16 protein-coding genes, 2 tRNA genes and 4 rRNA genes are annotated in these 22054 nt (G+C 56.6%); 7 read left to right on the top strand and 15 right to left on the bottom strand.

All coding sequences use genetic code 11. From position 1 onward, the window contains the following. Window positions 1-24: 24 nt before the first annotated feature. Window positions 25-666, top strand: coding sequence for a bifunctional 4-hydroxy-2-oxoglutarate aldolase/2-dehydro-3-deoxy-phosphogluconate aldolase (locus JL05_RS06350; protein ID WP_004936635.1), 642 nt, complete (start codon window positions 25-27; stop codon window positions 664-666). A 1-nt stretch (window position 667) separates the two neighbouring features. On the opposite strand, the gene aceK is transcribed toward JL05_RS06350, so the two are convergent. The 10 genes from aceK to JL05_RS06300 all read right to left on the bottom strand — a co-directional run bounded on the left by aceK (window position 668) and on the right by JL05_RS06300 (window position 12442). Beyond that, window positions 668-2422 (bottom strand): bifunctional isocitrate dehydrogenase kinase/phosphatase, encoded by a 1755-nt coding sequence (gene aceK, locus JL05_RS06345; RefSeq protein WP_033631950.1) that lies wholly within the window; start codon window positions 2420-2422, stop codon window positions 668-670. Window positions 2423-2491: 69 nt separating this feature from the next. After that, complete coding sequence (gene aceA / locus JL05_RS06340) at window positions 2492-3799, bottom strand: isocitrate lyase (protein WP_004936630.1); 1308 nt, start codon at window positions 3797-3799, stop codon at window positions 2492-2494. A gap of 41 nt (window positions 3800-3840) precedes the next feature. Beyond that, window positions 3841-5439, bottom strand: coding sequence for a malate synthase A (gene aceB, locus JL05_RS06335; protein ID WP_033631949.1), 1599 nt, complete (start codon window positions 5437-5439; stop codon window positions 3841-3843). A gap of 374 nt (window positions 5440-5813) precedes the next feature. Then, window positions 5814-6743, bottom strand: a complete 930-nt coding sequence (metA, locus tag JL05_RS06330; protein WP_004936623.1) for a homoserine O-acetyltransferase MetA — start codon at window positions 6741-6743, stop codon at window positions 5814-5816. A 381-nt stretch (window positions 6744-7124) separates the two neighbouring features. After that, a 5S ribosomal RNA gene (rrf, locus tag JL05_RS06325) occupies window positions 7125-7240 on the bottom strand. 45 nt (window positions 7241-7285) lie between these two features. Further along, a tRNA-Thr gene (locus tag JL05_RS06320) sits at window positions 7286-7361 on the bottom strand. A gap of 14 nt (window positions 7362-7375) precedes the next feature. After that, window positions 7376-7491: ribosomal RNA gene (gene rrf, locus JL05_RS06315) — 5S ribosomal RNA — on the bottom strand. A 99-nt stretch (window positions 7492-7590) separates the two neighbouring features. After that, window positions 7591-10498 (bottom strand): 23S ribosomal RNA (locus JL05_RS06310). 239 nt (window positions 10499-10737) lie between these two features. Then, window positions 10738-10813, bottom strand: a tRNA-Glu gene (locus JL05_RS06305). A gap of 88 nt (window positions 10814-10901) precedes the next feature. Beyond that, window positions 10902-12442, bottom strand: a 16S ribosomal RNA gene (locus JL05_RS06300). Together the 16S, 23S and 5S rRNA genes with 2 tRNA genes alongside form the textbook arrangement of a ribosomal RNA operon. A gap of 507 nt (window positions 12443-12949) precedes the next feature. Between JL05_RS06300 and JL05_RS06295 the strand changes: the two genes are divergently transcribed. Next, entirely contained in the window at window positions 12950-13492 is a 543-nt protein-coding gene (locus JL05_RS06295; protein WP_004929699.1) for a gamma carbonic anhydrase family protein, read from the top strand. Between the two features lie 38 nt (window positions 13493-13530). Here the strand turns inward: JL05_RS06295 and aroE are convergent, their stop codons facing one another. From aroE to dprA, 5 genes are read right to left on the bottom strand one after another with little or no spacing between them, the layout of a single operon-like run. Continuing rightward, a complete protein-coding gene (aroE, locus tag JL05_RS06290; RefSeq protein WP_033631948.1) occupies window positions 13531-14349 on the bottom strand; it encodes a shikimate dehydrogenase in 819 nt (272 codons plus the stop codon). Between the two features lie 11 nt (window positions 14350-14360). Next, window positions 14361-14930 carry an L-threonylcarbamoyladenylate synthase type 1 TsaC gene (gene tsaC, locus JL05_RS06285; protein ID WP_016930312.1) on the bottom strand — a complete coding sequence of 190 codons (570 nt, stop codon included), beginning with the start codon at window positions 14928-14930 and terminating at the stop codon, window positions 14361-14363. Between the two features lie 7 nt (window positions 14931-14937). Continuing rightward, window positions 14938-15483 (bottom strand): DNA topoisomerase family protein, encoded by a 546-nt coding sequence (locus JL05_RS06280; protein WP_033631947.1) that lies wholly within the window; start codon window positions 15481-15483, stop codon window positions 14938-14940. Between the two features lie 25 nt (window positions 15484-15508). Continuing rightward, the gene (smg, locus tag JL05_RS06275) at window positions 15509-15982 is read right to left on the bottom strand and encodes a DUF494 family protein Smg (RefSeq protein ID WP_033631946.1); all 474 of its coding nucleotides are present in this window, start codon (window positions 15980-15982) and stop codon (window positions 15509-15511) included. After that, complete coding sequence (dprA, locus tag JL05_RS06270; protein ID WP_021505263.1) at window positions 15954-17075, bottom strand: DNA-protecting protein DprA; 1122 nt, start codon at window positions 17073-17075, stop codon at window positions 15954-15956. The genes smg and dprA overlap by 29 nt, the downstream gene beginning before the upstream one ends. 133 nt (window positions 17076-17208) lie before the next feature. On the opposite strand from dprA, the gene def reads away from it, so the two are divergent. The 5 genes from def to mscL all read left to right on the top strand — a co-directional run bounded on the left by def (window position 17209) and on the right by mscL (window position 22024). Next, window positions 17209-17718 carry a peptide deformylase gene (gene def, locus JL05_RS06265; RefSeq protein ID WP_004929710.1) on the top strand — a complete coding sequence of 170 codons (510 nt, stop codon included), beginning with the start codon at window positions 17209-17211 and terminating at the stop codon, window positions 17716-17718. Between the two features lie 17 nt (window positions 17719-17735). Then, window positions 17736-18680 carry a methionyl-tRNA formyltransferase gene (gene fmt, locus JL05_RS06260; protein WP_004929712.1) on the top strand — a complete coding sequence of 315 codons (945 nt, stop codon included), beginning with the start codon at window positions 17736-17738 and terminating at the stop codon, window positions 18678-18680. A 72-nt stretch (window positions 18681-18752) separates the two neighbouring features. After that, window positions 18753-20042: a 16S rRNA (cytosine(967)-C(5))-methyltransferase RsmB gene (rsmB, locus tag JL05_RS06255; protein ID WP_033631945.1), complete on the top strand. Its 1290-nt coding sequence runs from the start codon at window positions 18753-18755 to the stop codon at window positions 20040-20042. A gap of 51 nt (window positions 20043-20093) precedes the next feature. Further along, complete coding sequence (gene trkA, locus JL05_RS06250; protein WP_004929716.1) at window positions 20094-21470, top strand: Trk system potassium transporter TrkA; 1377 nt, start codon at window positions 20094-20096, stop codon at window positions 21468-21470. Between the two features lie 137 nt (window positions 21471-21607). Next, entirely contained in the window at window positions 21608-22024 is a 417-nt protein-coding gene (mscL, locus tag JL05_RS06245) for a large-conductance mechanosensitive channel protein MscL (protein WP_004929718.1), read from the top strand. The last annotated feature ends 30 nt before the right edge of the window (window positions 22025-22054 follow it).

Below are 22054 nucleotides of genomic sequence, written 5' to 3'. Positions count from 1 at the left end.
GCGGCCACAGAGGAGAACGTCAGCATGAACAAGTGGACAACAAGCGCCGAGCAGATCCTGACGGCGGGGCCGGTGGTGCCGGTCATCGTGATCAACAAGCTGGAACATGCGGTGCCGTTGGCGAAAGCGTTGGTCGCCGGCGGTGTGCGGGTGCTGGAGGTGACGCTGCGCACCGCCTGCGCCATGGACGCCATTCGCGCCATCGCCCAAGAGGTGCCGGAAGCGATCATCGGCGCCGGTACGGTGATCAATCCGCAGCAGCTGCGGGAAGTGACCGAAGCCGGTGCGCAGTTCGCCATCAGCCCAGGCCTGACCGACGAGCTGCTCAAAGCCGCCACCGCCGGTTCCATTCCCTTGATCCCGGGCATCAGCACCGTTTCCGAACTGATGCAGGGCATGGATTACGGCCTGCGCGAGTTTAAATTCTTCCCGGCGGAAGCCAACGGCGGCGTAAAAGCGCTGCAGGCGATCGGCGGCCCGTTCCCGCAGGTGCGCTTCTGCCCGACCGGCGGCATCTCACCGGACAACTACCGCAGCTATCTGGCGCTGAAAAGCGTGCTGTGCATCGGCGGCTCCTGGCTGGTGCCGGCGGACGCGCTCGAAAGCGGCGACTACGCGCGCATCACTGAACTGGCGCGCGCCGCCGTCGCGGGCGCCGAGGCCTGATTTACATCGCAGCGGTGGCGGCCGGCAGCGCCGCCCCGCTGCGCTGGCTGAACCGCTGCTTCTTGCGATAAGCAAATACGTCTTCCACATGCCCTTCGCGGATGCGCTGCTGCAACCCGCGCCAATACTCCGCGGTAAACAGATCGCTGTGCAGCTCTTCAAACACCTGCCGAATGCGCCGATCGCCGCACAGAAAGTGGCGGAACTCTTCCGGGAACACGTCGTTGGGCGCGATGCTGTACCACGGCTCGCTGGCCAACTCATCTTCCGGATAACGCGGCGGCGGGATATCGCGGAAGTTGACCTCGGTCATGTAGCAAATCTCGTCGTAGTCATAGAACACCACCCGCCCGTGGCGCGTCACGCCAAAGTTCTTGAACAGCATGTCGCCGGGGAAGATATTGGCGGCGGCTAACTGCTTGATCGCGTTGCCGTACTCTTCAATCGCATCGCGCATCTGCTGGTCGTTGGCCTGCTCCAGATACAGATTCAGCGGCGTCATGCGCCGTTCCATATACAGGTGCTTAATCACAATGCGATCGCCGAGATCTTCCAGTTTGCCCGGCACTTCGCGCCGCAGCTCCGCCAACAGTTCCGGGCTGAGGCGCGCCTTGTCGACGACGAAATTTTCGTACTCCTGGGTATCCGCCATACGCCCGACGCGATCGTGCTCTTTCACCAGCTGATAGCAAGCCATCACCTGCGCCTGCGTCACCTCTTTTTGCGGGGCGAATTCGTCCTTGATCACTTTAAACACCCGATCGAAGGACGGCAGGGTAAACACCAGCATCACCATGCCCTTCACCCCCGGCGCGATGATGAACTGCTCCTGCGACTGCGCCATAAAGGTCAGGTATTCGCGGTAGCATTCAGTTTTGCCGTGCTTCTGGCAGCCGATCGCCATGTACAGCTCGGCGGTGGTCTTGCCCGGCAGGATCTCGCGCAGCCACTCGACCATCGCCGCCGGCAGCGGCGCGTAGACCATGAAATAAGAACGGGCGAAGCCGAAGACGATGCTGGCCTCAGCCTTACCGGTCAGGCAGGCATCGATAAACAGCGCGCCCGACTCGCTGTGGTGGATCGGCAGCAAGAACGGATAAACGCCGTCAGCCAGGCGCAGCTTGCCGACCAGCCAGGCGGCCTTGTTGCGATAGAACAGTTCGTTGGCGATCTGAAAGGTGGCCCCCGCCAGTTGCTGCGGACTGAAGGCGCGCTGCAGCGCCTGGGTGATATAGCGAATATCGCGCGTCAAATCTTCCCACGGCAACCGCAGCGGCAGATCGCTCAGCACGCTGCGCAGCATCGCCGGCAGATCGCCATTGGAGGTGAAATCGCGCGCCAGCGGACGCGGAATGTCGCGAAAGCGCCGTTCCGGTTGCGAACTGAACACGAACAGCTTGTCCGGCGTCAGATCGCGATGCTTGAACAGCCGGCAGTAGACCGAGTTAAAAAAGCTTTCGGCTATCTCGAAACGCGGGTAGTCCGGCAGCAGATCGATATAAACCGCTTTGACCCGGCTGGGGAAGTCGGCGTCGAAATATTTCTGCCCGGTGATGCATTTGAGCTGCTCCACCACCAGGCCGACGTGATGGTCATACAGATGGATGCGCTTTTTCATCGCCTGCTGCACCGCCGGCCAGTCCGCCTGCTCGAAGCGCTGCTGCGCGCCGGCGGTCACCTCCAGAAAGCGGCCATACTGCGCATCGAAGCCCTGCAGGATCGTCTGTGCGATCAACAACTCCAGTTTTGCCGCCATCCTTACCCCCGCCAGAAAAAGAAGCCTGCGCATGCAGGCTCCGGGTGAAACGTCTTCAAGCTTGCCGCATCAGAACTGCTGTTCTTCCGTCGAACCGGTCAGCGCGGTGACCGAAGAGGCGCCGCCCTGAATGATGGTGGTGACCTTGTCGAAGTAGCCGGTGCCCACCTCCTGCTGGTGCGACGCAAAGGTGTAACCGCGATCCACCGCGGCGAACTCCGCCTGCTGCACCTTCTCTACGTAGTGTTTCATGCCCTCGCCCTGCGCATAGGCGTGCGCCAGGTCGAACATGTTGAACCACATGCTGTGGATGCCCGCCAGCGTGATGAACTGATACTTGTAGCCCATGTCCGACAGCGCCTGCTGGAAGCGCGCGATGGTCTGATCGTCGAGGTTCTTCTTCCAGTTGAACGACGGCGAGCAGTTGTAGGCCAGCAGCTTGCCCGGGTATTTGGCGTGAATGGCGTCGGCGAAGCGCTGGGCAGCATCCAGATCCGGCGTTGAGGTTTCGCACCACACCATATCGGCGTAAGGGGCATAGGCCAGGCCGCGGCTGATCGCCTGCTCGACGCCTGCATGGGTGCGGAAGAAGCCTTCCGCCGTGCGCTCGCCGGTGACGAAGGCGCTGTCATACGGATCGCAATCGGACGTCAGCAGGTCGGCCGCATCGGCGTCGGTACGGGCGATCACCAGCGTCGGCACGCCGAGCACGTCGGCCGCCAGGCGAGCGGCGACCAGCTTCTGGATCGCTTCCTGTGTCGGCACCAGTACTTTGCCGCCCATATGACCGCATTTCTTCACCGCCGCCAACTGGTCTTCGAAGTGCACCCCGGCGGCGCCGGCGGTGATCATCGCTTTCATCAGCTCGAAGGCGTTCAGCACGCCGCCGAAGCCGGCTTCCGCATCGGCGACGATCGGCAGGAAGTAATCGGTGTAGCCTTTGCTGCCCGGCTCAATCTGGTTCGCCCACTGGATCTGATCGGCGCGGCGGAAGGTGTTGTTGATGCGCTCGACCACCTTCGGCACCGAGTCCACCGGATACAACGACTGGTCAGGGTACATGGCCGCCGCGCTGTTGGCGTCGGCCGCCACCTGCCAGCCGGACAGGTAGATAGCCTCGACGCCGGCTTTAGCCTGCTGCAGCGCCTGGCCGCCGGTCAGCGCGCCCAGGCAGTTCACGTAGCCTTTGCGCGCCTTGCCGTTCAGCAACGCCCACAGTTTGGCGGCGCCGTTTTGCGCCAGGGTGCATTCCGGGTTGACCGAACCGCGCAGGTTGATCACGTCTTCGGCGCTGTAAGGGCGGGTGATGCCTTCCCAACGGGCCGATTTCCATTCCTGTTCCAGCTGCTGGATCTGTTGAGAGCGAGAGGTAGACATAATTTTTATCCTTTCAGTCATGTAGGGTTGATTGGGAAAGTTCAGGCCAGCAGCTCATAGCCGGGCAACGTCAGGAAATCGATTAATTCATCTTGCGTGGTGATGCGCTCCATCAGTCGCGCCGCCTCTTCGAACCGGCCGGCGTTAAAGCGCGCTTCCCCTACTTCTTCACGCACCACCAACATCTCTTCTTGCAACATCTGGCGGAACAGCGCCTTGGTGACCGGGCGCCCGTCGTTCAGGCTCTTCTCGTGGTGGATCCACTGCCAGATAGAGGTACGGGAGATCTCCGCCGTCGCGGCATCTTCCATCAACCCATAGATAGGCACACAGCCGTTGCCGGAGATCCAGGCTTCGATGTACTGCACCGCCACGCGGATATTGGCGCGCATCCCCGCTTCGGTGCGTTCGCCGTCGCATGGTTCCAACAGCTGCGCGGCGCTGATTGGCGCATCCTGCTCACGCATCACGTCCAGCTGATTCTGGCGATCGCCCAATGCCTTGCCGAACACCTCCATCACCGTGTCCGCCAGCCCCGGGTGCGCCACCCAGGTGCCGTCGTGGCCATTGTTGGCCTCCAGCTCTTTGTCCGCCCGCACCTTGTTCAGCACCCAGGCGTTTTTCTCAGCGTCTTTGCTCGGGATAAACGCCGCCATGCCGCCCATGGCGAAGGCGCCGCGCTTATGACAGGTTTTGATCAACAGACGTGAATAGGCGCTGAGGAAAGGTTTCTCCATGGTCACCGACTGACGATCCGGCAGCACACGATCCCCGTGGTTCTTCAGCGTTTTGATGTAGCTGAAGATGTAATCCCAGCGGCCGCAGTTCAGGCCGACGATGTGATCGCGCAGGTGATAGAGGATCTCGTCCATCTGGAACACCGCCGGCAGGGTTTCGATCAGCACGGTCGCCTTGATGGTGCCACGTGGCAGATCGAAACGATCCTCGGTAAAGCTGAAGACATCGCTCCACCAGGCCGCTTCCTCCCAGGACTGGGTTTTCGGCAGGTAGAAATACGGGCCGCTGCCCTTGGCCAACAGCTGACGATAGTTGTGGTAGAAGTACAGCGCGAAATCGAACAGGCCGCCGGGGATGGCTTCATCACGCCACAAGACGTGTTTCTCCGGCAGGTGCAAGCCGCGCACGCGAGCGATCAACACCGCCGGATTCGGTTTCAGCTGGTAGATCTTGCCGGCTTCGTTGGTGTAGGAGATGGTGCCGTTAACCGCATCGTGCAGGTTGATTTGACCGTCGATGACTTTGTCCCAGCTTGGCGCCAGGGAGTCTTCGAAGTCCGCCATAAATACTTTTACGTTGGCGTTCAACGCATTGATCACCATCTTGCGTTCTACCGGCCCGGTGATCTCGACCCGGCGATCGCGCAAGTCTTGCGGGATGCCGCGGATCTGCCAGTCGCCTTCACGAATGGAATTGGTTTCCGAAATAAATCCAGGCAGCTCGCCGCGATCGATATTTTGCTGCCAGCGGGCACGCGCCGCCAGCAGCTCATTGCGCCGCGGCGTGAATTTCGCCACCAGTTCCGCCAGGAATTCAACTGCTTCATCCGTTAATACCTGCCGCTCCGCAGCGGCGAAACCCTGGGTAAACCTTAACTCCGTGCCTGCTATCTGTTGCGTCATGACCTTGCTCCTTCCCATCATTGCGCCCGAGCGACCGGCGCATTTTCATCAGAAATCACTGTGGATCAGGGCGGATGAAACGATCCTAAACTGGTCAGATCTCATCCCGATAGCTCTAAGAATACTCAACAAAAAACAAAAATCAAAAACCATTTCCATTTTATTGTTAAATATTTTATTAACACTTTATTATCAATTAGTTAGAACAAATAACATAAACAACAGGTAAGGAAACCGGTTCCAATAGAATCGCAAAGATAGGCTAACGTGTTGTTGGCCAATGGTTTTTTGGGGAAAGTGACCGGTAAAAAGGGGATCGTGCAGAGGATCAACAGCGCGGCGGCCTCGATTCAGCCGCCGGCAGGGAGAAAAGATCAGTCGAGAGTCGGATTCATATGGCGCAGATCGTAAGGCGTGATCTGGTAGACGTAATAGTTGAGCCAATTGGAAAACAGCAGGTGGCCATGGCTGCGCCAGGTGGCTTTCGGTGTCAGTGCGGGGTTGTCATCGGGGAAGTAGTTGAGCGGTACGGCAGGATCGAGGCCAGCTTCGTTGTCGCGACAATACTCCCCGGCCAGGGTCAGTGCATCATACTCAGGATGGCCGGTGACAAACGCCAGGCGCTTATCCCTGCTGGCGAACAGATAGGCACCGGCCTGCTCGGATTCGGCCAGAATATCCAGGTCGGTATATTGGCGAATCACCTCGGTCGGGAAATCGGCATAACGTGAATGCGGCGCCAGGAAGCTTTCGTCGAAGCCGCGCGTCAGCAACGCATGCTGCTGCAGCGTTTGGTGCGGATAAACGCCGGAGAGCTTCACTTCGCGCGTCATCTTGGGAATGCCGTACAGGATGTTCAACGCCGCTTGTACTGCCCAGCACACGAACAGCGTAGAGGTGACATGGTTTTTGGCCCAGTCAATGACCCGTTCGATCTGCGGCCAGTAGGCAACATCGCAGAAATCAACCAGCCCCAGCGGCGCACCGGTGACGATCAGGCCATCGAAGTTCTCATTCTGGATATCCTCGAAGTCGCAGTAGAAGTTGTTCAGATGCTCGGCCGGCGTGTTCTTCGATTCGCGGCTGTCGATGCGCAACAGCTGGATATCAATCTGCAGCGGCGAGTTGGACAACAGACGCAGAAACTGGTTTTCCGTTTCGATCTTCTTTGGCATCAGGTTGAGGATCAGCACTTTCAGTGGCCTGATTTCCTGTGTTTTTGCCCGCGAGGATGTCATCACGAAGACATTCTCACCGCGCAAGAAATTGACCGCAGGTAACTCATCAGGAACACGAATCGGCATTGCTTAACCCTCACACATCCATTTATACGTTTAGACTTCTAGATGCCCGAAGATAGCGTTTTTTTTCGTCTCTGTCGAGCATTCAACGGAAAGGTGAAAATGTTTCATTGCGCGGCCTGCGCCGGGATATAAGCAGAGGGAGTAAAGCGGATGAAAAGCAAAAAGGCCATCCTTTCGGATGGCCTCTTGGCTTATTTGATGCTTGGCAGTGTCCTACAGTATTCGTCTCATCCTGAGACTCTCCCCTGCGGGGCCGCCGCAAGCGGCGTTAAGGCCCGTTCCCGACGGGCCTTTCGCATGCCCATGCTCGAGCAGAACACCAAATAACAGACAAAACAAAAAGCCCCATGCTTTCGCATGAGGCTTGTTGTTTTATTTGATGCTTGGCAGTGTCCTACTCTCGCATGGGGAGACCCCACACTACCATCGGCGCTACGGCGTTTCACTTCTGAGTTCGGCATGGGGTCAGGTGGGACCACCGCGCTATTGCCGCCAAGCAAATTCTTTTTTCTGCCGAACTTCTAAACCCACTTTAAATAAAGTGGTGCTGATACCCAGAGTCGAACTGGGGACCTCACCCTTACCAAGGGTGCGCTCTACCAACTGAGCCATATCAGCACGCTTAATTTGATGCCTGGCAGTGTCCTACTCTCGCATGGGGAGACCCCACACTACCATCGGCGCTACGGCGTTTCACTTCTGAGTTCGGCATGGGGTCAGGTGGGACCACCGCGCTATTGCCGCCAGGCAAATTCTGTTTCATTCCAACCGCTTCACTCTCGTGTTGCCATCAGAACCAATCTCGGAACTTCGCTGAAAATCTCTCTAAAAACACCTTCGGTGTTGTAAGGTTAAGCCTCACGGATCATTAGTACTGGTTAGCTCAATGCATCGCTGCACTTACACACCCAGCCTATCAACGTCTTAGTCTTAAACGTTCCTTCAGGGGCCTTAAAGGCCCAGGGAAGACTCATCTTGAGGCAAGTTTCGCGCTTAGATGCTTTCAGCGCTTATCTTTTCCGCACTTAGCTACCGGGCAATGCCATTGGCATGACAACCCGAACACCAGTGGTGCGTTCACTCCGGTCCTCTCGTACTAGGAGCAACCCCTCTCAATCTTCCAACGCCCACGGCAGATAGGGACCGAACTGTCTCACGACGTTCTAAACCCAGCTCGCGTACCACTTTAAATGGCGAACAGCCATACCCTTGGGACCTACTTCAGCCCCAGGATGTGATGAGCCGACATCGAGGTGCCAAACACCGCCGTCGATATGAACTCTTGGGCGGTATCAGCCTGTTATCCCCGGAGTACCTTTTATCCGTTGAGCGATGGCCCTTCCATTCAGAACCACCGGATCACTAAGACCTACTTTCGTACCTGCTCGAGCCGTCACTCTCGCAGTCAAGCTAGCTTATGCCTTTGCACTAACCTCACGATGTCCGACCGTGATTAGCTAACCTTCGTGCTCCTCCGTTACTCTTTGGGAGGAGACCGCCCCAGTCAAACTACCCACCAGACACTGTCCTCACCCCAGATTATGGGGCCGAGTTAGAACATCAAACATTAAAGGGTGGTATTTCAAGGATGGCTCCACGCAGACTGGCGTCCACGCTTCAAAGCCTCCCACCTATCCTACACATCAAGGCTCAATGTTCAGTGTCAAGCTATAGTAAAGGTTCACGGGGTCTTTCCGTCTTGCCGCGGGTACACTGCATCTTCACAGCGAGTTCAATTTCACTGAGTCTCGGGTGGAGACAGCCTGGCCATCATTACGCCATTCGTGCAGGTCGGAACTTACCCGACAAGGAATTTCGCTACCTTAGGACCGTTATAGTTACGGCCGCCGTTTACTGGGGCTTCGATCAAGAGCTTCGCCTTGCGGCTGACCCCATCAATTAACCTTCCAGCACCGGGCAGGCGTCACACCGTATACGTCCACTTTCGTGTTTGCACAGTGCTGTGTTTTTATTAAACAGTTGCAGCCAGCTGGTATCTTCGACTGGCTTCAGCTCCATCCGCAAGGGACTTCACCTACATGCCAGCGTGCCTTCTCCCGAAGTTACGGCACCATTTTGCCTAGTTCCTTCACCCGAGTTCTCTCAAGCGCCTTGGTATTCTCTACCTGACCACCTGTGTCGGTTTGGGGTACGATTTAATGTTACCTGGAGCTTAGAGGATTTTCCTGGAAGCAGGGCATCAACTACTTCTGCACCGTAGTGCATCGTCATCACGCCTCAGGGTTAACATGCAACCGGATTTACCAGGTCACACCCCCTACACGCTTAAACCGGGACAACCGTCGCCCGGCTAGCCTAGCCTTCTCCGTCCCCCCTTCGCAGTAACACCAAGTACAGGAATATTAACCTGTTTCCCATCGACTACGCTTTTCAGCCTCGCCTTAGGGGTCGACTCACCCTGCCCCGATTAACGTTGGACAGGAACCCTTGGTCTTCCGGCGAGCGGGCTTTTCACCCGCTTTATCGTTACTTATGTCAGCATTCGCACTTCTGATACCTCCAGCAACCCTCACAGGCCACCTTCAACGGCTTACAGAACGCTCCCCTACCCAACAACGCCTAAGCGTCGCTGCCGCAGCTTCGGTGCATGGTTTAGCCCCGTTACATCTTCCGCGCAGGCCGACTCGACCAGTGAGCTATTACGCTTTCTTTAAATGATGGCTGCTTCTAAGCCAACATCCTGGCTGTCTATGCCTTCCCACATCGTTTCCCACTTAACCATGACTTTGGGACCTTAGCTGGCGGTCTGGGTTGTTTCCCTCTTCACGACGGACGTTAGCACCCGCCGTGTGTCTCCCGTGATAACATTCTTCGGTATTCGGAGTTTGCATCGGTTTGGTAAGCCGGGATGGCCCCCTAGCCGAAACAGTGCTCTACCCCCGAAGATGAGTTCACGAGGCGCTACCTAAATAGCTTTCGGGGAGAACCAGCTATCTCCCGGTTTGATTGGCCTTTCACCCCCAGCCACAAGTCATCCGCTAATTTTTCAACATTAGTCGGTTCGGTCCTCCAGTTAGTGTTACCCAACCTTCAACCTGCCCATGGCTAGATCACCGGGTTTCGGGTCTATACCTTGCAACTAGTCGCCCAGTTAAGACTCGGTTTCCCTACGGCTCCCCTATACGGTTAACCTTGCTACAAAATATAAGTCGCTGACCCATTATACAAAAGGTACGCAGTCACACCACGAAGGTGCTCCCACTGCTTGTACGTACACGGTTTCAGGTTCTATTTCACTCCCCTCGCCGGGGTTCTTTTCGCCTTTCCCTCACGGTACTGGTTCACTATCGGTCAGTCAGGAGTATTTAGCCTTGGAGGATGGTCCCCCCATATTCAGACAGGATGTCACGTGTCCCGCCCTACTCATCGAACTCACGACCTGTGCATTTTAGTGTACGGGGCTATCACCCTTTGCTGCGCGACTTTCCAGACGCTTCCACTAACACACAAGCCGATTCAGGTTCTGGGCTCCTCCCCGTTCGCTCGCCGCTACTGGGGGAATCTCGGTTGATTTCTTTTCCTCGGGGTACTTAGATGTTTCAGTTCCCCCGGTTCGCCTCATGCCACTATGTATTCATGACATGATAGTGTGTCGAAACACACTGGGTTTCCCCATTCGGGTATCGCCGGTTATAACGGTTCATATCACCTTACCGACGCTTTTCGCAGATTAGCACGCCCTTCATCGCCTCTGACTGCCTAGGCATCCACCGTGTACGCTTAGTCACTTAACCTCACAACCCGAAGATGTTTCCATCGTTCGCGCTGCAAACATTTGAGAGACTCTATGACAGGTTACTCTTTATCCCAGAACTTCTACGGAGGGATAAATTTCAGCCGTCATGTTTCAATTTTCAGCTTGTTCCAGATTGTTAAAGAGCAATATCTTAAACATGACTCGGAAGTCATCTTTAAGATATGGTGTATCGTCAGATACTTTGGACCGCCGCTTTCACCGGGTGGGTCGGAAGCTTGGCGTCCCCTAGGGGATTCGAACCCCTGTTACCGCCGTGAAAGGGCGGTGTCCTAGGCCTCTAGACGAAGGGGACACGACACCGTACTTTTATGACGCTTTTGCTCGTTACTTTTTCATCAGACAATCTGTGTGAGCACGCCACTCGAAGCAATATCTTTAGGTAAGGAGGTGATCCAACCGCAGGTTCCCCTACGGTTACCTTGTTACGACTTCACCCCAGTCATGAATCACAAAGTGGTAAGCGCCCTCCCGAAGGTTAAGCTACCTACTTCTTTTGCAACCCACTCCCATGGTGTGACGGGCGGTGTGTACAAGGCCCGGGAACGTATTCACCGTAGCATTCTGATCTACGATTACTAGCGATTCCGACTTCATGGAGTCGAGTTGCAGACTCCAATCCGGACTACGACGTACTTTATGAGGTCCGCTTGCTCTCGCGAGGTCGCTTCTCTTTGTATACGCCATTGTAGCACGTGTGTAGCCCTACTCGTAAGGGCCATGATGACTTGACGTCATCCCCACCTTCCTCCAGTTTATCACTGGCAGTCTCCTTTGAGTTCCCGGCCGAACCGCTGGCAACAAAGGATAAGGGTTGCGCTCGTTGCGGGACTTAACCCAACATTTCACAACACGAGCTGACGACAGCCATGCAGCACCTGTCTCAGAGTTCCCGAAGGCACCAATCCATCTCTGGAAAGTTCTCTGGATGTCAAGAGTAGGTAAGGTTCTTCGCGTTGCATCGAATTAAACCACATGCTCCACCGCTTGTGCGGGCCCCCGTCAATTCATTTGAGTTTTAACCTTGCGGCCGTACTCCCCAGGCGGTCGATTTAACGCGTTAGCTCCGGAAGCCACGCCTCAAGGGCACAACCTCCAAATCGACATCGTTTACAGCGTGGACTACCAGGGTATCTAATCCTGTTTGCTCCCCACGCTTTCGCACCTGAGCGTCAGTCTTCGTCCAGGGGGCCGCCTTCGCCACCGGTATTCCTCCAGATCTCTACGCATTTCACCGCTACACCTGGAATTCTACCCCCCTCTACGAGACTCTAGCTTGCCAGTTTCAAATGCAGTTCCCAGGTTGAGCCGGGGATTTCACATCTGACTTAACAAACCGCCTGCGTGCGCTTTACGCCCAGTAATTCCGATTAACGCTTGCACCCTCCGTATTACCGCGGCTGCTGGCACGGAGTTAGCCGGTGCTTCTTCTGCGAGTAACGTCAATTGATGAACGTATTAAGTTCACCACCTTCCTCCTCGCTGAAAGTGCTTTACAACCCGAAGGCCTTCTTCACACACGCGGCATGGCTGCATCAGGCTTGCGCCCATTGTGCAATATTCCCCACTGCTGCCTCCCGTAGGAGTCTGGACCGTGTCTCAGTTCCAGTGTGGCTGGTCATCCTCTCAGACCAGCTAGGGATCGTCGCCTAGGTGAGCCATTACCCCACCTACTAGCTAATCCCATCTGGGCACATCTGATGGCAAGAGGCCCGAAGGTCCCCCTCTTTGGTCTTGCGACGTTATGCGGTATTAGCTACCGTTTCCAGTAGTTATCCCCCTCCATCAGGCAGTTTCCCAGACATTACTCACCCGTCCGCCGCTCGTCACCCGGGGAGCAAGCTCCCCTGTGCTACCGCTCGACTTGCATGTGTTAAGCCTGCCGCCAGCGTTCAATCTGAGCCATGATCAAACTCTTCAATTAAAAGCTTGATGTGCTTCCACTCGAGAAGCGATGCTCAAAGATTTACTGCATGAATTTTACTTCAGTTAGTCACTCTTCAAGACTTGATATTTTTTTGCATCCGAAGATGCTGGATATCGTCTTGTGGAGTGCCCACACAGATTGTCTGATAAATTGTTAAAGAGCAGTGAGTTAGGCGCTTTCGCTTGCTAACTCGAGGTGGCGTATATTACGCTTTCCTCTTTCAGAGTCAACCCTAATTTTCAGGATTTTTTCTCTTTCTTCCCGGCCGCTGTGTGAAGTGAATCACTTGCGCCGTGTCGATGGAGGCGCATTATAGGGATCCGAGTTTTTTGCACAACCCCTTTTTTGATCTTTTCTTTCTGTTTGCACACTTTTCAGCCCTTCCGGGTGGATCTTGTGCGATCAGGGCCATTTTCCGCAGGATCCGGCGCTGCGATTGGTTGTAATTCCATCGCCAGGGTCTAGTATTGCCGGTAAATATGATCCCGACGTGAGGCAAGCACCATGTCCGATGCAGTACGTTCTTATCTTCAATACACCCCCAAACTCGGTCAGCGCGTCTTGATCGATCCTTCCAGCGTCGTCATCGGCGACGTCGATCTGGCGGATGACGTCAGCATCTGGCCGCTGGTCGCCATTCGCGGCGACGTCAATGCGGTAAAGATCGGCGCACGCAGCAATATTCAGGACGGCAGCGTGCTGCATGTGACTCACCGCTCCGAACATAACCCCGACGGTTATCCCCTGTTAATTGGCGAAGACGTTACCGTGGGCCATAAAGCGATGCTGCACGGCTGCGCCATCGGCAACCGGGTGCTGGTCGGGATGGGATCGATCCTGTTGGACGGCGTAGTTGTAGAAGACGACGTGATGATTGGCGCCGGCAGTTTGGTGGCGCCGGGCAAACGCCTGGCCAGCGGCTATCTTTATATGGGTAGCCCGGCACGCCAGGTTCGGCCGTTGACCGCCGCCGAGTTGGAGGGATTGCTTTATTCTTCTAACAACTATGTACGCTGGAAAGATGAATACCTGTCGGAAGACATCTGATAGGCACCCCGTTCCCTATAAAGAGAACGGGGTAGGATTTATGCCGCCAGCTCGCTGCGCAGCTGGCGCAAGACTGGTTCTATCTCTGGCATTACTCCGTGCCACAGCAGGAAAGCATGCGCCGCCTGCCCCACCAGCATACCCAGCCCATCGGCGTATTCCGTTGCGCCCTGCTGCTGCGCCCAGGCCAGAAATGGCGTAACGCCTTGCTGATAGAACATGTCATAGCAACGGGTTTGCGCATTCACCACGCCTGCAGGCAACGCCGGGATCTCCCCGCTGATACCGGACGCCGTCGCATTGATCACCAGATCGAACGCTTGCTGATCCAGTTGATCCATCGGCGCCGCCGAGATCTCCCCCAGATGCCGGAAAGCGTCGGCCAACTCTTGGGCCCGGCTGAAAGTGCGGTTGGTGATCGTGAGCCGGCAGCCGAAAGACAGCAGCGGCAGGATCACGCCGCGCGCCGCGCCGCCGGCACCCACCAGCAGAATGCGATCCTGCGGCCGGATCAATTGCTGACGCTGCAGATCGGTCAGCAAACCGATGCCGTCGGTGTTGTCCCCCAATAGACCGCCATTCGGCAATACCTTCAGGGTGTTGACCGCACCGGCCATCGCCGCGCGCTCACTCAGTTCAGAGGCGGCCGAATAAGCTCGCTCCTTGAAAGGCACCGTGACGTTCGCCCCCTGCCCTCCGGCGCGGATAAACGCCTGCAAGCTGGTTTCAAAACCGTCCAGCGGCGCCAGCACTGTTCCATAAGGATGCTCTATGCCAGTCTGGGCAGCGAATAGCGCATGAATTCGCGGCGACTTGCTGTGGCCGATAGGGTTGCCAAATACCGCAAACTTCTCCATGCTCATTTCCTCTAGCCCTGACGGATCTGTTCGCCGGTCAGAGCATCTCTGATTTCGGAAGGGTTAAGACGGCCGCCTACCTTGCCGGCCAATACCGGGAAAGCCTCGCCGAATTGCCGTGTGACCTCATCCGCACTGCGACACGGTTCCAGCCCACTGAGATTGGCGCTGGTCGACACCAGCGGCTTGCCATACTGCCGGCACAGCAACTGCACCAGCGGATGATCGCTGACGCGCACCGCCAGTGAACTGAAACGTCCGGTCAACAAACGCGGCGTCTCCGGCCGAGCGGGCAAAACCCAGGTTACCGGCCCAGGCCAGCTGGCGAACATCGTCGCGCGCTGCTGTTCGCTGAGCGTACTGTCGTCAATATAAGGCTTAAGCTGCGCATAGTCGGCGGCGATCAAAATCAGCCCCTTTTCCCACGGCCGCTGTTTCAGAGCCAGCAATGCATTGACCGCCTGCTCGCTGTCGGGATCGCAACCCAGGCCGAATACCGCTTCGGTGGGATACGCAATCACCTGCTGTTGATGCAAAGCATCGATGATAGATAAAAGGTTCGGGCTTAATTCTGAATTCATGATGTGATTATTCTGTAGTCGCGACGGGTTTTCCGCACAGCTTGCTGGCACAGCACAGGACGGGGCCTTTTGCCGTGCGCTTTTCCATCAGCAGCGGATAATGGCAATAGGCGCATTCACCAGCGACGGGTTTAACGTTGAGAGCGAACTGGCATTCCGGGTAACGATCGCAGGAGTGAAAAACCTTGCCGTAACGCGACTTGCGCTGCAGCAGTTTGCCTTGGCCGCACTGCGGACAGGTAATGGCGGTTTCATCAGGCTTGTCGATCACTTCTGTGTGATCGCACTGCGGATAATCGCTGCAGCCGATAAACATGCCGTAGCGCCCCTGGCGCAGCACCAACGTCGCCTGACACTTCGGGCACGGTTGCCCATCCAACACCTTAACGACATGCCCATCGGCCTGTGCTTTCAGCGGACGAATATATTGGCATTCAGGGTACTGGGAACAGCCGAGGAAAGGGCCGTGGCGACCGCTACGGATCACCAGCTCGGCCCCGCATTCCGGACAGGGTTCATTTTGCCTGGCGGCAAAAATCGCGTTTTTTGTCATAACGTCTTCTATGCGCGTTATCGGCTCAATGCAGATAACCTTCGTTCACTTCAAACAACAGCTCTTCCATTTGCTGATAGGCGCTTTCATATCCGGGGATATTAAACAGCACCATCAACACGACCCATTTCAGATCTTCGAGATCGAATTCCGCATTATCCAAAGCCATAACGCGGTCGATAACCATTTCACGGGTTTCGAGGTTCAATACCTGAATCTGTTCCAGGAACAGGAGAAAACCACGGCAGCCGGCGTCCAAACGCGCGTTTTCCTCTTCGGTATAGATCCGCATCGCCAGCGGATCGGCATCCATAAAGTAAGGCGCATTTTGACCTTCTTGCAGGTCGGCCAACTTCTCAAGCCAATTCAACGCGTTGTAGATATCATCCTGATGAAACCCCGCCTGGGCGAGATCATCGGTCAGTTGATCCTGATCGACGCGCATCTCTGGTTCATTGTGGATATAAGTTTCAAACAAGTACATGAGTACGTCGAACATGGCTTGCCCTCCTTATTCGGACATAGCCGCCGGGTACAGCTGCGATCCACCCTGCTAACTCCAGCTCGAGTAACTTGATTACCACCACTGGCACAGGTTGGCCGGCACGTTCAGCGACGACGTCAACAGGTGTCACCTCATCTCCTACGTTAGCCAACACATCGGCAAATGGCAATTCAACTTCAGCCTGCGACGCACAAATAGTTGTATTTTCGTTCAGTGGCAACCATTGAAGGCCGCTTCCCAGCAATTCGGCGATATCTTTCGGCCCAGTGACCAGATGCGCGCCCTGTTGGATCAGCCAGTGCGTGCCTTCGCTCATCGGGTTCCCTAACGGCCCCGGCAAGGCGAATACCTCACGCCCTTGCTCCAACGCATAGCGAGCCGTCACCAGGGTACCGCTGCGCAACGAGGCTTCTATGACCAGAACGCCCTGGCTCAGCCCGCTGATAATGCGGTTGCGGCGCGGAAAATGGTCGGCCAGGGGCAAATCGGTGACCAAATGATCTGAAATCACCGCACCGCCCTGCTCGACTATCTGCTCTGCGAGCCTGTGGTGCCGCCGCGGGTAGACATTGGCCAGCCCGCAGCCCAACACCGCTATCGTGCAACCACCGGCCGCCAGCGCTGCGCGATGGCAAATGCCGTCGATGCCGATCGCCAAACCACTGGTGATGGTGAAACCGCAACGCGCCAATTCCTCGGCGAAATGGTTAGCCCAGCGCTCGCCGTAGTGGCTGAACTGCCGGCTGCCAACCATGGCAAGTTGCGGGCGCAACAGCGCCTGAGGATCTCCATCGATCAGCAGGAACAGCGGCGCATCGTCGATCTGAGCCAGGCATTCGGGATAGCCGGCCGCTGCATAGTTCAGCATACGGTGCGCCGGCACTTCCAGCCAACGCAAGGTGGCCGCCAGATAACCGGGATCCGTCTGGTTGAACTGTGCCCGTTGCCGTTCATTCAATCCCAGTTCACGCAACGCGCGGCGAGGCTCGCCACCCATTTGCGATAACTGCCGCACGATCCGGCTGGCCACGACGGTCTGCAGCCCCGTAACCCCCCGCATCCGTAAAGCGATCTCTTCCGGCCGCATCCTCTGTTCCCTCAGCAAAAACGGTGGTATTACCAATCTGAGCAATTGGTGCGCAATGCTGTCAATCAGGCCGGGAAATGTCTAGAATAGAGGTTAAACCTCGTTCATTACTCGGATACAGATCTAAAGATATATGTCAGTCTTGCAGGTATTACATTTCCCAGACGAGCGTCTGCGCAAAGTTGCAGCGCCGGTAAAAGAAGTCAATGCAGATATCCAGCGCATCGTGGATGATATGTTTGAAACCATGTACGCAGAGGAAGGCATCGGCCTTGCTGCGACTCAGGTGGATATCCATCAGCGCATTATCGTGATCGACGTCTCCGAGAATCGCGATCAGCGCCTGGTGCTGATCAATCCGGAGCTGCTGGAAAAAAGCGGCGAAACCGGCATCGAGGAAGGCTGTCTTTCCATTCCCGAGCAGCGTGCATTGGTACCACGCGCCGCGCAGGTGAAGATCCGCGCGCTGGATCGCGAAGGCAAATCTTTCGAGCTGGAAGCGGACGATCTGCTGGCGATCTGCATCCAGCACGAGATGGATCACCTGATGGGTAAACTGTTCGTCGATTACCTGTCGCCGCTGAAGCGCCAGCGCATTCGTCAGAAACTGGAAAAAATGGCCAAGCTCCAAGCCCGCGCCTAACCGATCAGGAAATCAACGTGTCTGACTCTTTACGGATTATTTTCGCCGGAACACCAGACTTCGCAGCGCGTCATCTTGACGCGCTGTTGTCATCTGAGCACCAGATTGTCGGCGTTTTTACCCAGCCCGACCGCCCGGCTGGCCGCGGCAACAAGTTGACGCCAAGCCCGGTAAAAGTGCTGGCTGAACAACACCAACTGCCGGTATTTCAGCCAAAATCGCTGCGCCCAGAAGAGAACCAGCGCCTGGTGGCCGATCTTAACGCCGACGTGATGGTGGTTGTTGCCTACGGGTTGATCCTGCCGCAAGCGGTGCTGGATATGCCGCGTCTCGGTTGCATCAACGTACACGGTTCGCTGCTGCCTCGCTGGCGCGGCGCGGCACCGATCCAGCGTTCGCTCTGGGCCGGCGACAGCGAAACCGGCGTGACCATCATGCAGATGGACGCCGGCCTCGATACCGGCGACATGATGCACAAGATCGCCTGCCCAATTGAGAGCAACGACACCAGCGCCAGTCTCTACGGCAAACTGGCCCAGCTCGGCCCGCAGGGCATGCTGACGACGCTGCGCCAAATGGCCGACGGCAGCGCCACCCGCGAAGTACAGGACGAAGCATTGGTCACTTACGCCGAGAAGCTGAGCAAAGAAGAAGCTCGCCTGGACTGGAACCTGTCCGCCGCACAACTGGAGCGCTGCATCCGCGCCTTCAACCCTTGGCCGATCAGCTACTTCACCATCGACGATCAACCGGTAAAAGTCTGGCAGGCCAGCGTGCTGGCGCAAAGCGCCAACGCGGAGCCGGGCACCGTTGTCCATGCCGACAAACACGGCATTCAGGTGGCGACCGCCGACGGCATCCTCAATCTGATCCAGCTGCAGCCCGCCGGCAAGAAACCGATGTCGGCGCAGGACCTGTTAAATTCACGTCGTGAATGGTTTACCCCGGGTAACCGGCTGTAAGCCACCCCACTGCCCGGCCATTCATCGCCGGGCCGTTATTTTCTTAATGCCGATCGTTATCAGCTTCAGCCTATGAAAAATAATTACAATCTCCGCAGCATCGCTGCCAAAGCCATCGGCCAGGTGCTGGATCAGGGGCAGTCGCTCAGCACTGTCCTGCCGGCGCTGCAAACCTCCATCAGCGACAAAGATCGCGGGTTGCTGCAGGAGCTGTGTTTCGGCACGTTACGCGTGCTGCCGCAGCTCGAATGGTGCATTCAGCAATTGATGGCCAAGCCGCTGACCGGTAAGCAGCGTACGCTGCACTACTTGCTGATGGTTGGCCTGTATCAGCTGCTGTATACCCGCATCCCGGCGCACGCCGTGCTGGCGGAAACCGTGGAAGGTGCGGTAGCGCTGAAACGCCCGCAGTTAAAAGGCCTGATTAACGGCGTCTTGCGGCAATTCCAGCGCCAGCAGGAAGAGCTGTTGCAACGCGCCGCCAACAATGACAGCCGCTATCTGCATCCCAGCTGGTTACTGAAACGCATTCAACAGGCTTATCCCGCCAACTGGGAACAGATCGTCGACGCCAATAACCAGAAGCCGCCGATGTGGCTGCGCGTCAACCGCCTGCATCACACCCGTGACGCTTATCTGCAGCTGCTGAACGACGCCGGCATCGCCGCGGAAACTCATTCAGACTATGCCGATGCACTGCGTTTGCTGGCGCCTTGCGCCGTGACCGATCTGCCAGGGTTCGCCGAAGGCTGGGTCACCGTGCAAGATGCCTCAGCCCAGGGGTGTGTCGATCTGTTGGATCCGCAAGACGACGAACAGATCCTCGACCTGTGCGCCGCACCCGGCGGCAAAACCACGCATATTTTGGAAGCGGCGCCGAAAGCACACGTCATGGCGGTCGATATCGACGAACAGCGCCTGGCGCGAGTCAAAGAGAACCTGCAGCGTCTGCGTTTGCACGCAGAGGTTAAACTGGGTGATGGCCGCACTCCGCAGCAGTGGTGCGGGGACAAGCAGTTCGACCGCATCCTGCTGGACGCGCCTTGTTCCGCCACCGGTGTGATCCGCCGTCATCCCGACATCAAATGGCTGCGCCGCGATCGCGACATCGCCGAACTCGCCGCACTGCAGGCAGAAATTCTGGAAGCCGTCTGGCCGCATCTAAAATCAGGCGGAGTGATGGTTTACGCCACCTGTTCTATCCTGCCGGATGAAAACAGCAACCAGATCGCCGCATTCTTGCAACGCCACGCCGATGCCAAGCTGGTTGAAACCGGCGATGCGCAGCGGCCAGGGCGACAGAATATCCCGCATCCCGAGGATGGCGATGGCTTCTTTTACGCTAAGCTGATTAAAATGTAATGCTTCAGGGCGTGCGCGCCCTAAGTCTTTCAGTGTGAAGCAGAGAACACGATGAAAATAATTATTCTTGGTGCCGGTCAGGTTGGCGGGACGCTGGCGGAAAACCTGGTGGGTGAAAACAACGATATCACCGTCGTCGATACCGATTCCGGCCGCTTGCGTCAGCTGCAGGATAAATTCGATTTGCGGGTGGTTCAGGGGCATGGTTCCCACCCTCGGGTGCTGCGCGAAGCCGGCGCAGAAGACGCCGACATGCTGGTCGCCGTCACCAACTCCGACGAAACCAACATGATCGCCTGCCAGATCGCCTATTCTCTGTTTAATACCCCTAACCGTATCGCCCGTATCCGCGCACCGGAATACATCCGCGAGTCGGAGAAACTGTTCCTGCCGGAAGCGGTGCCAATCGACCATCTGATTTCGCCGGAGCAGCTGGTCATCGACTATATCTACAAGCTGATTGAATACCCTGGCGCGCTGCAGGTGGTCAACTTTGCCGAAGGCAAGGTCAGCATCGCCGCGGTTAAAGCCTATTACGGCGGCCCGCTGGTCGGCAATGCGCTCTCTTCAATGCGCGAGCACATGCCACATATCGATACCCGCGTCGCCGCCATATTCCGCCAGGATCGTCCGATCCGTCCGCAGGGCTCGACCATTATCGAAGCCGGCGATGAAGTGTTCTTCGTCGCCGCCTCACAGCATATCCGCGCGGTGATGAGCGAACTGCAGCGGCTGGAAAAACCCTATAAGCGCATCATGATCGTCGGCGGCGGCAACGTCGGCGCCGGCCTGGCCGCCAAGCTGGAAAAAGACTACAACGTCAAACTGATCGAGCGGAATCAGCAACGCGCCGCCGAACTGGCCGAACAGCTGCACGACACCATTGTATTCTACGGCGATGCCTCCGATCAGGAGCTGCTGGCCGAAGAGCACGTCGAGCAGGTGGATGTTTTCATCGCCATCACCAACGACGATGAGGCCAACATCATGTCCGCCATGCTGGCCAAGCGCATGGGCGCCAAGAAGGTGATGGTATTGATCCAGCGCCGCGCCTATGTCGATCTGGTGCAAGGCAGCGTGATCGATATTGCCATTTCCCCGCAGCAGGCAACCATCTCCGCGCTGCTTGGGCATGTGCGCAAAGCGGATATCGTCAGCGTCTCGTCACTGCGCCGCGGCGTGGCAGAAGCGATCGAAGCGATTGCCCACGGCGATGAAAGCACATCTAAAGTGGTCGGCCGCATCGTGGAAGACATCAAGCTGCCACCGGGTACCACCATCGGTGCGATCGTGCGTGGCGACGACGTGATCATCGCCAACGGCAACAGCAAAATCGAACAGGGCGATCACGTCATCATGTTTATTACCGACAAGAAATTCGTGCCGGACGTTGAACGCTTGTTCCAACCGAGCCCGTTCTTCTTGTAGAACGAATTTATTAGGCGATGGCCTATAATTGCGTAGTTGTTCTCTGCCTTGGGAGGAGATAAAACTTCTCTCCATTTGTGGCAAAGGGAAATTGCTTTGTTAAACTTGAGTTATTAATTCTGCAAGGGGTGCGTTCTATGAGTATGTTGAAAGAGTTTCGCGAATTTGCCATGCGCGGCAACGTGGTCGATCTGGCCGTCGGTGTGATTATCGGTGCTGCATTCGGCAAGATTGTTTCGTCCTTCGTGGCCGATATCATCATGCCACCGTTGGGCTTACTGATTGGCGGCGTCGATTTTAAACAGTTCCATCTGGTGTTACGTGAAGCTCAGGGCGCCGTACCGGCGGTGGTAATGAACTATGGTTCATTCATCCAGACCGTATTTGACTTTGTGATTGTCGCCTTCGCTATCTTCCTGGCGATTAAACTGATGAACAAGGTGCGCCGCAAGCAGGAAGAAGCGCCAGCAGCGCCGCCAGAACCAACCGCAGAAGAGAAACTGCTGACGGAAATCCGTGATTTGCTGAGCCAGCAACAGCAGCCAAAACTGTAAAACAGCATTAAGTTATGCCAGTAAAAGACC

Origin of the sequence: Serratia nematodiphila DZ0503SBS1 (assembly GCF_000738675.1) — a bacterium.
Taxonomy (GTDB): domain Bacteria; phylum Pseudomonadota; class Gammaproteobacteria; order Enterobacterales; family Enterobacteriaceae; genus Serratia; species Serratia nematodiphila.
This window is presented reverse-complemented; position numbering and strand designations above follow the sequence as displayed.

Bases quoted from the DNA above. Each gene is read 5' to 3' on its own strand.
- metA (WP_004936623.1), bottom strand. From the start codon at position 6,743: ATGCCGATTCGTGTTCCTGATGAGTTACCTGCGGTCAATTTCTTGCGC.
- mscL (WP_004929718.1), top strand. From the start codon at position 21,608: ATGAGTATGTTGAAAGAGTTTCGCGAATTTGCCATGCGCGGCAACGTG.
- JL05_RS06350 (WP_004936635.1), top strand. From the start codon at position 25: ATGAACAAGTGGACAACAAGCGCCGAGCAGATCCTGACGGCGGGGCCG.
- JL05_RS06280 (WP_033631947.1), bottom strand. From the start codon at position 15,483: ATGACAAAAAACGCGATTTTTGCCGCCAGGCAAAATGAACCCTGTCCG.
- smg (WP_033631946.1), bottom strand. From the start codon at position 15,982: ATGTTCGACGTACTCATGTACTTGTTTGAAACTTATATCCACAATGAA.
- aceB (WP_033631949.1), bottom strand. From the start codon at position 5,439: ATGACGCAACAGATAGCAGGCACGGAGTTAAGGTTTACCCAGGGTTTC.
- aroE (WP_033631948.1), bottom strand. From the start codon at position 14,349: ATGGAGAAGTTTGCGGTATTTGGCAACCCTATCGGCCACAGCAAGTCG.
- aceK (WP_033631950.1), bottom strand. From the start codon at position 2,422: ATGGCGGCAAAACTGGAGTTGTTGATCGCACAGACGATCCTGCAGGGC.
- tsaC (WP_016930312.1), bottom strand. From the start codon at position 14,930: ATGAATTCAGAATTAAGCCCGAACCTTTTATCTATCATCGATGCTTTG.
- dprA (WP_021505263.1), bottom strand. From the start codon at position 17,075: ATGCGGCCGGAAGAGATCGCTTTACGGATGCGGGGGGTTACGGGGCTG.
- aceA (WP_004936630.1), bottom strand. From the start codon at position 3,799: ATGTCTACCTCTCGCTCTCAACAGATCCAGCAGCTGGAACAGGAATGG.
- trkA (WP_004929716.1), top strand. From the start codon at position 20,094: ATGAAAATAATTATTCTTGGTGCCGGTCAGGTTGGCGGGACGCTGGCG.
- rsmB (WP_033631945.1), top strand. From the start codon at position 18,753: ATGAAAAATAATTACAATCTCCGCAGCATCGCTGCCAAAGCCATCGGC.
- def (WP_004929710.1), top strand. From the start codon at position 17,209: ATGTCAGTCTTGCAGGTATTACATTTCCCAGACGAGCGTCTGCGCAAA.
- JL05_RS06295 (WP_004929699.1), top strand. From the start codon at position 12,950: ATGTCCGATGCAGTACGTTCTTATCTTCAATACACCCCCAAACTCGGT.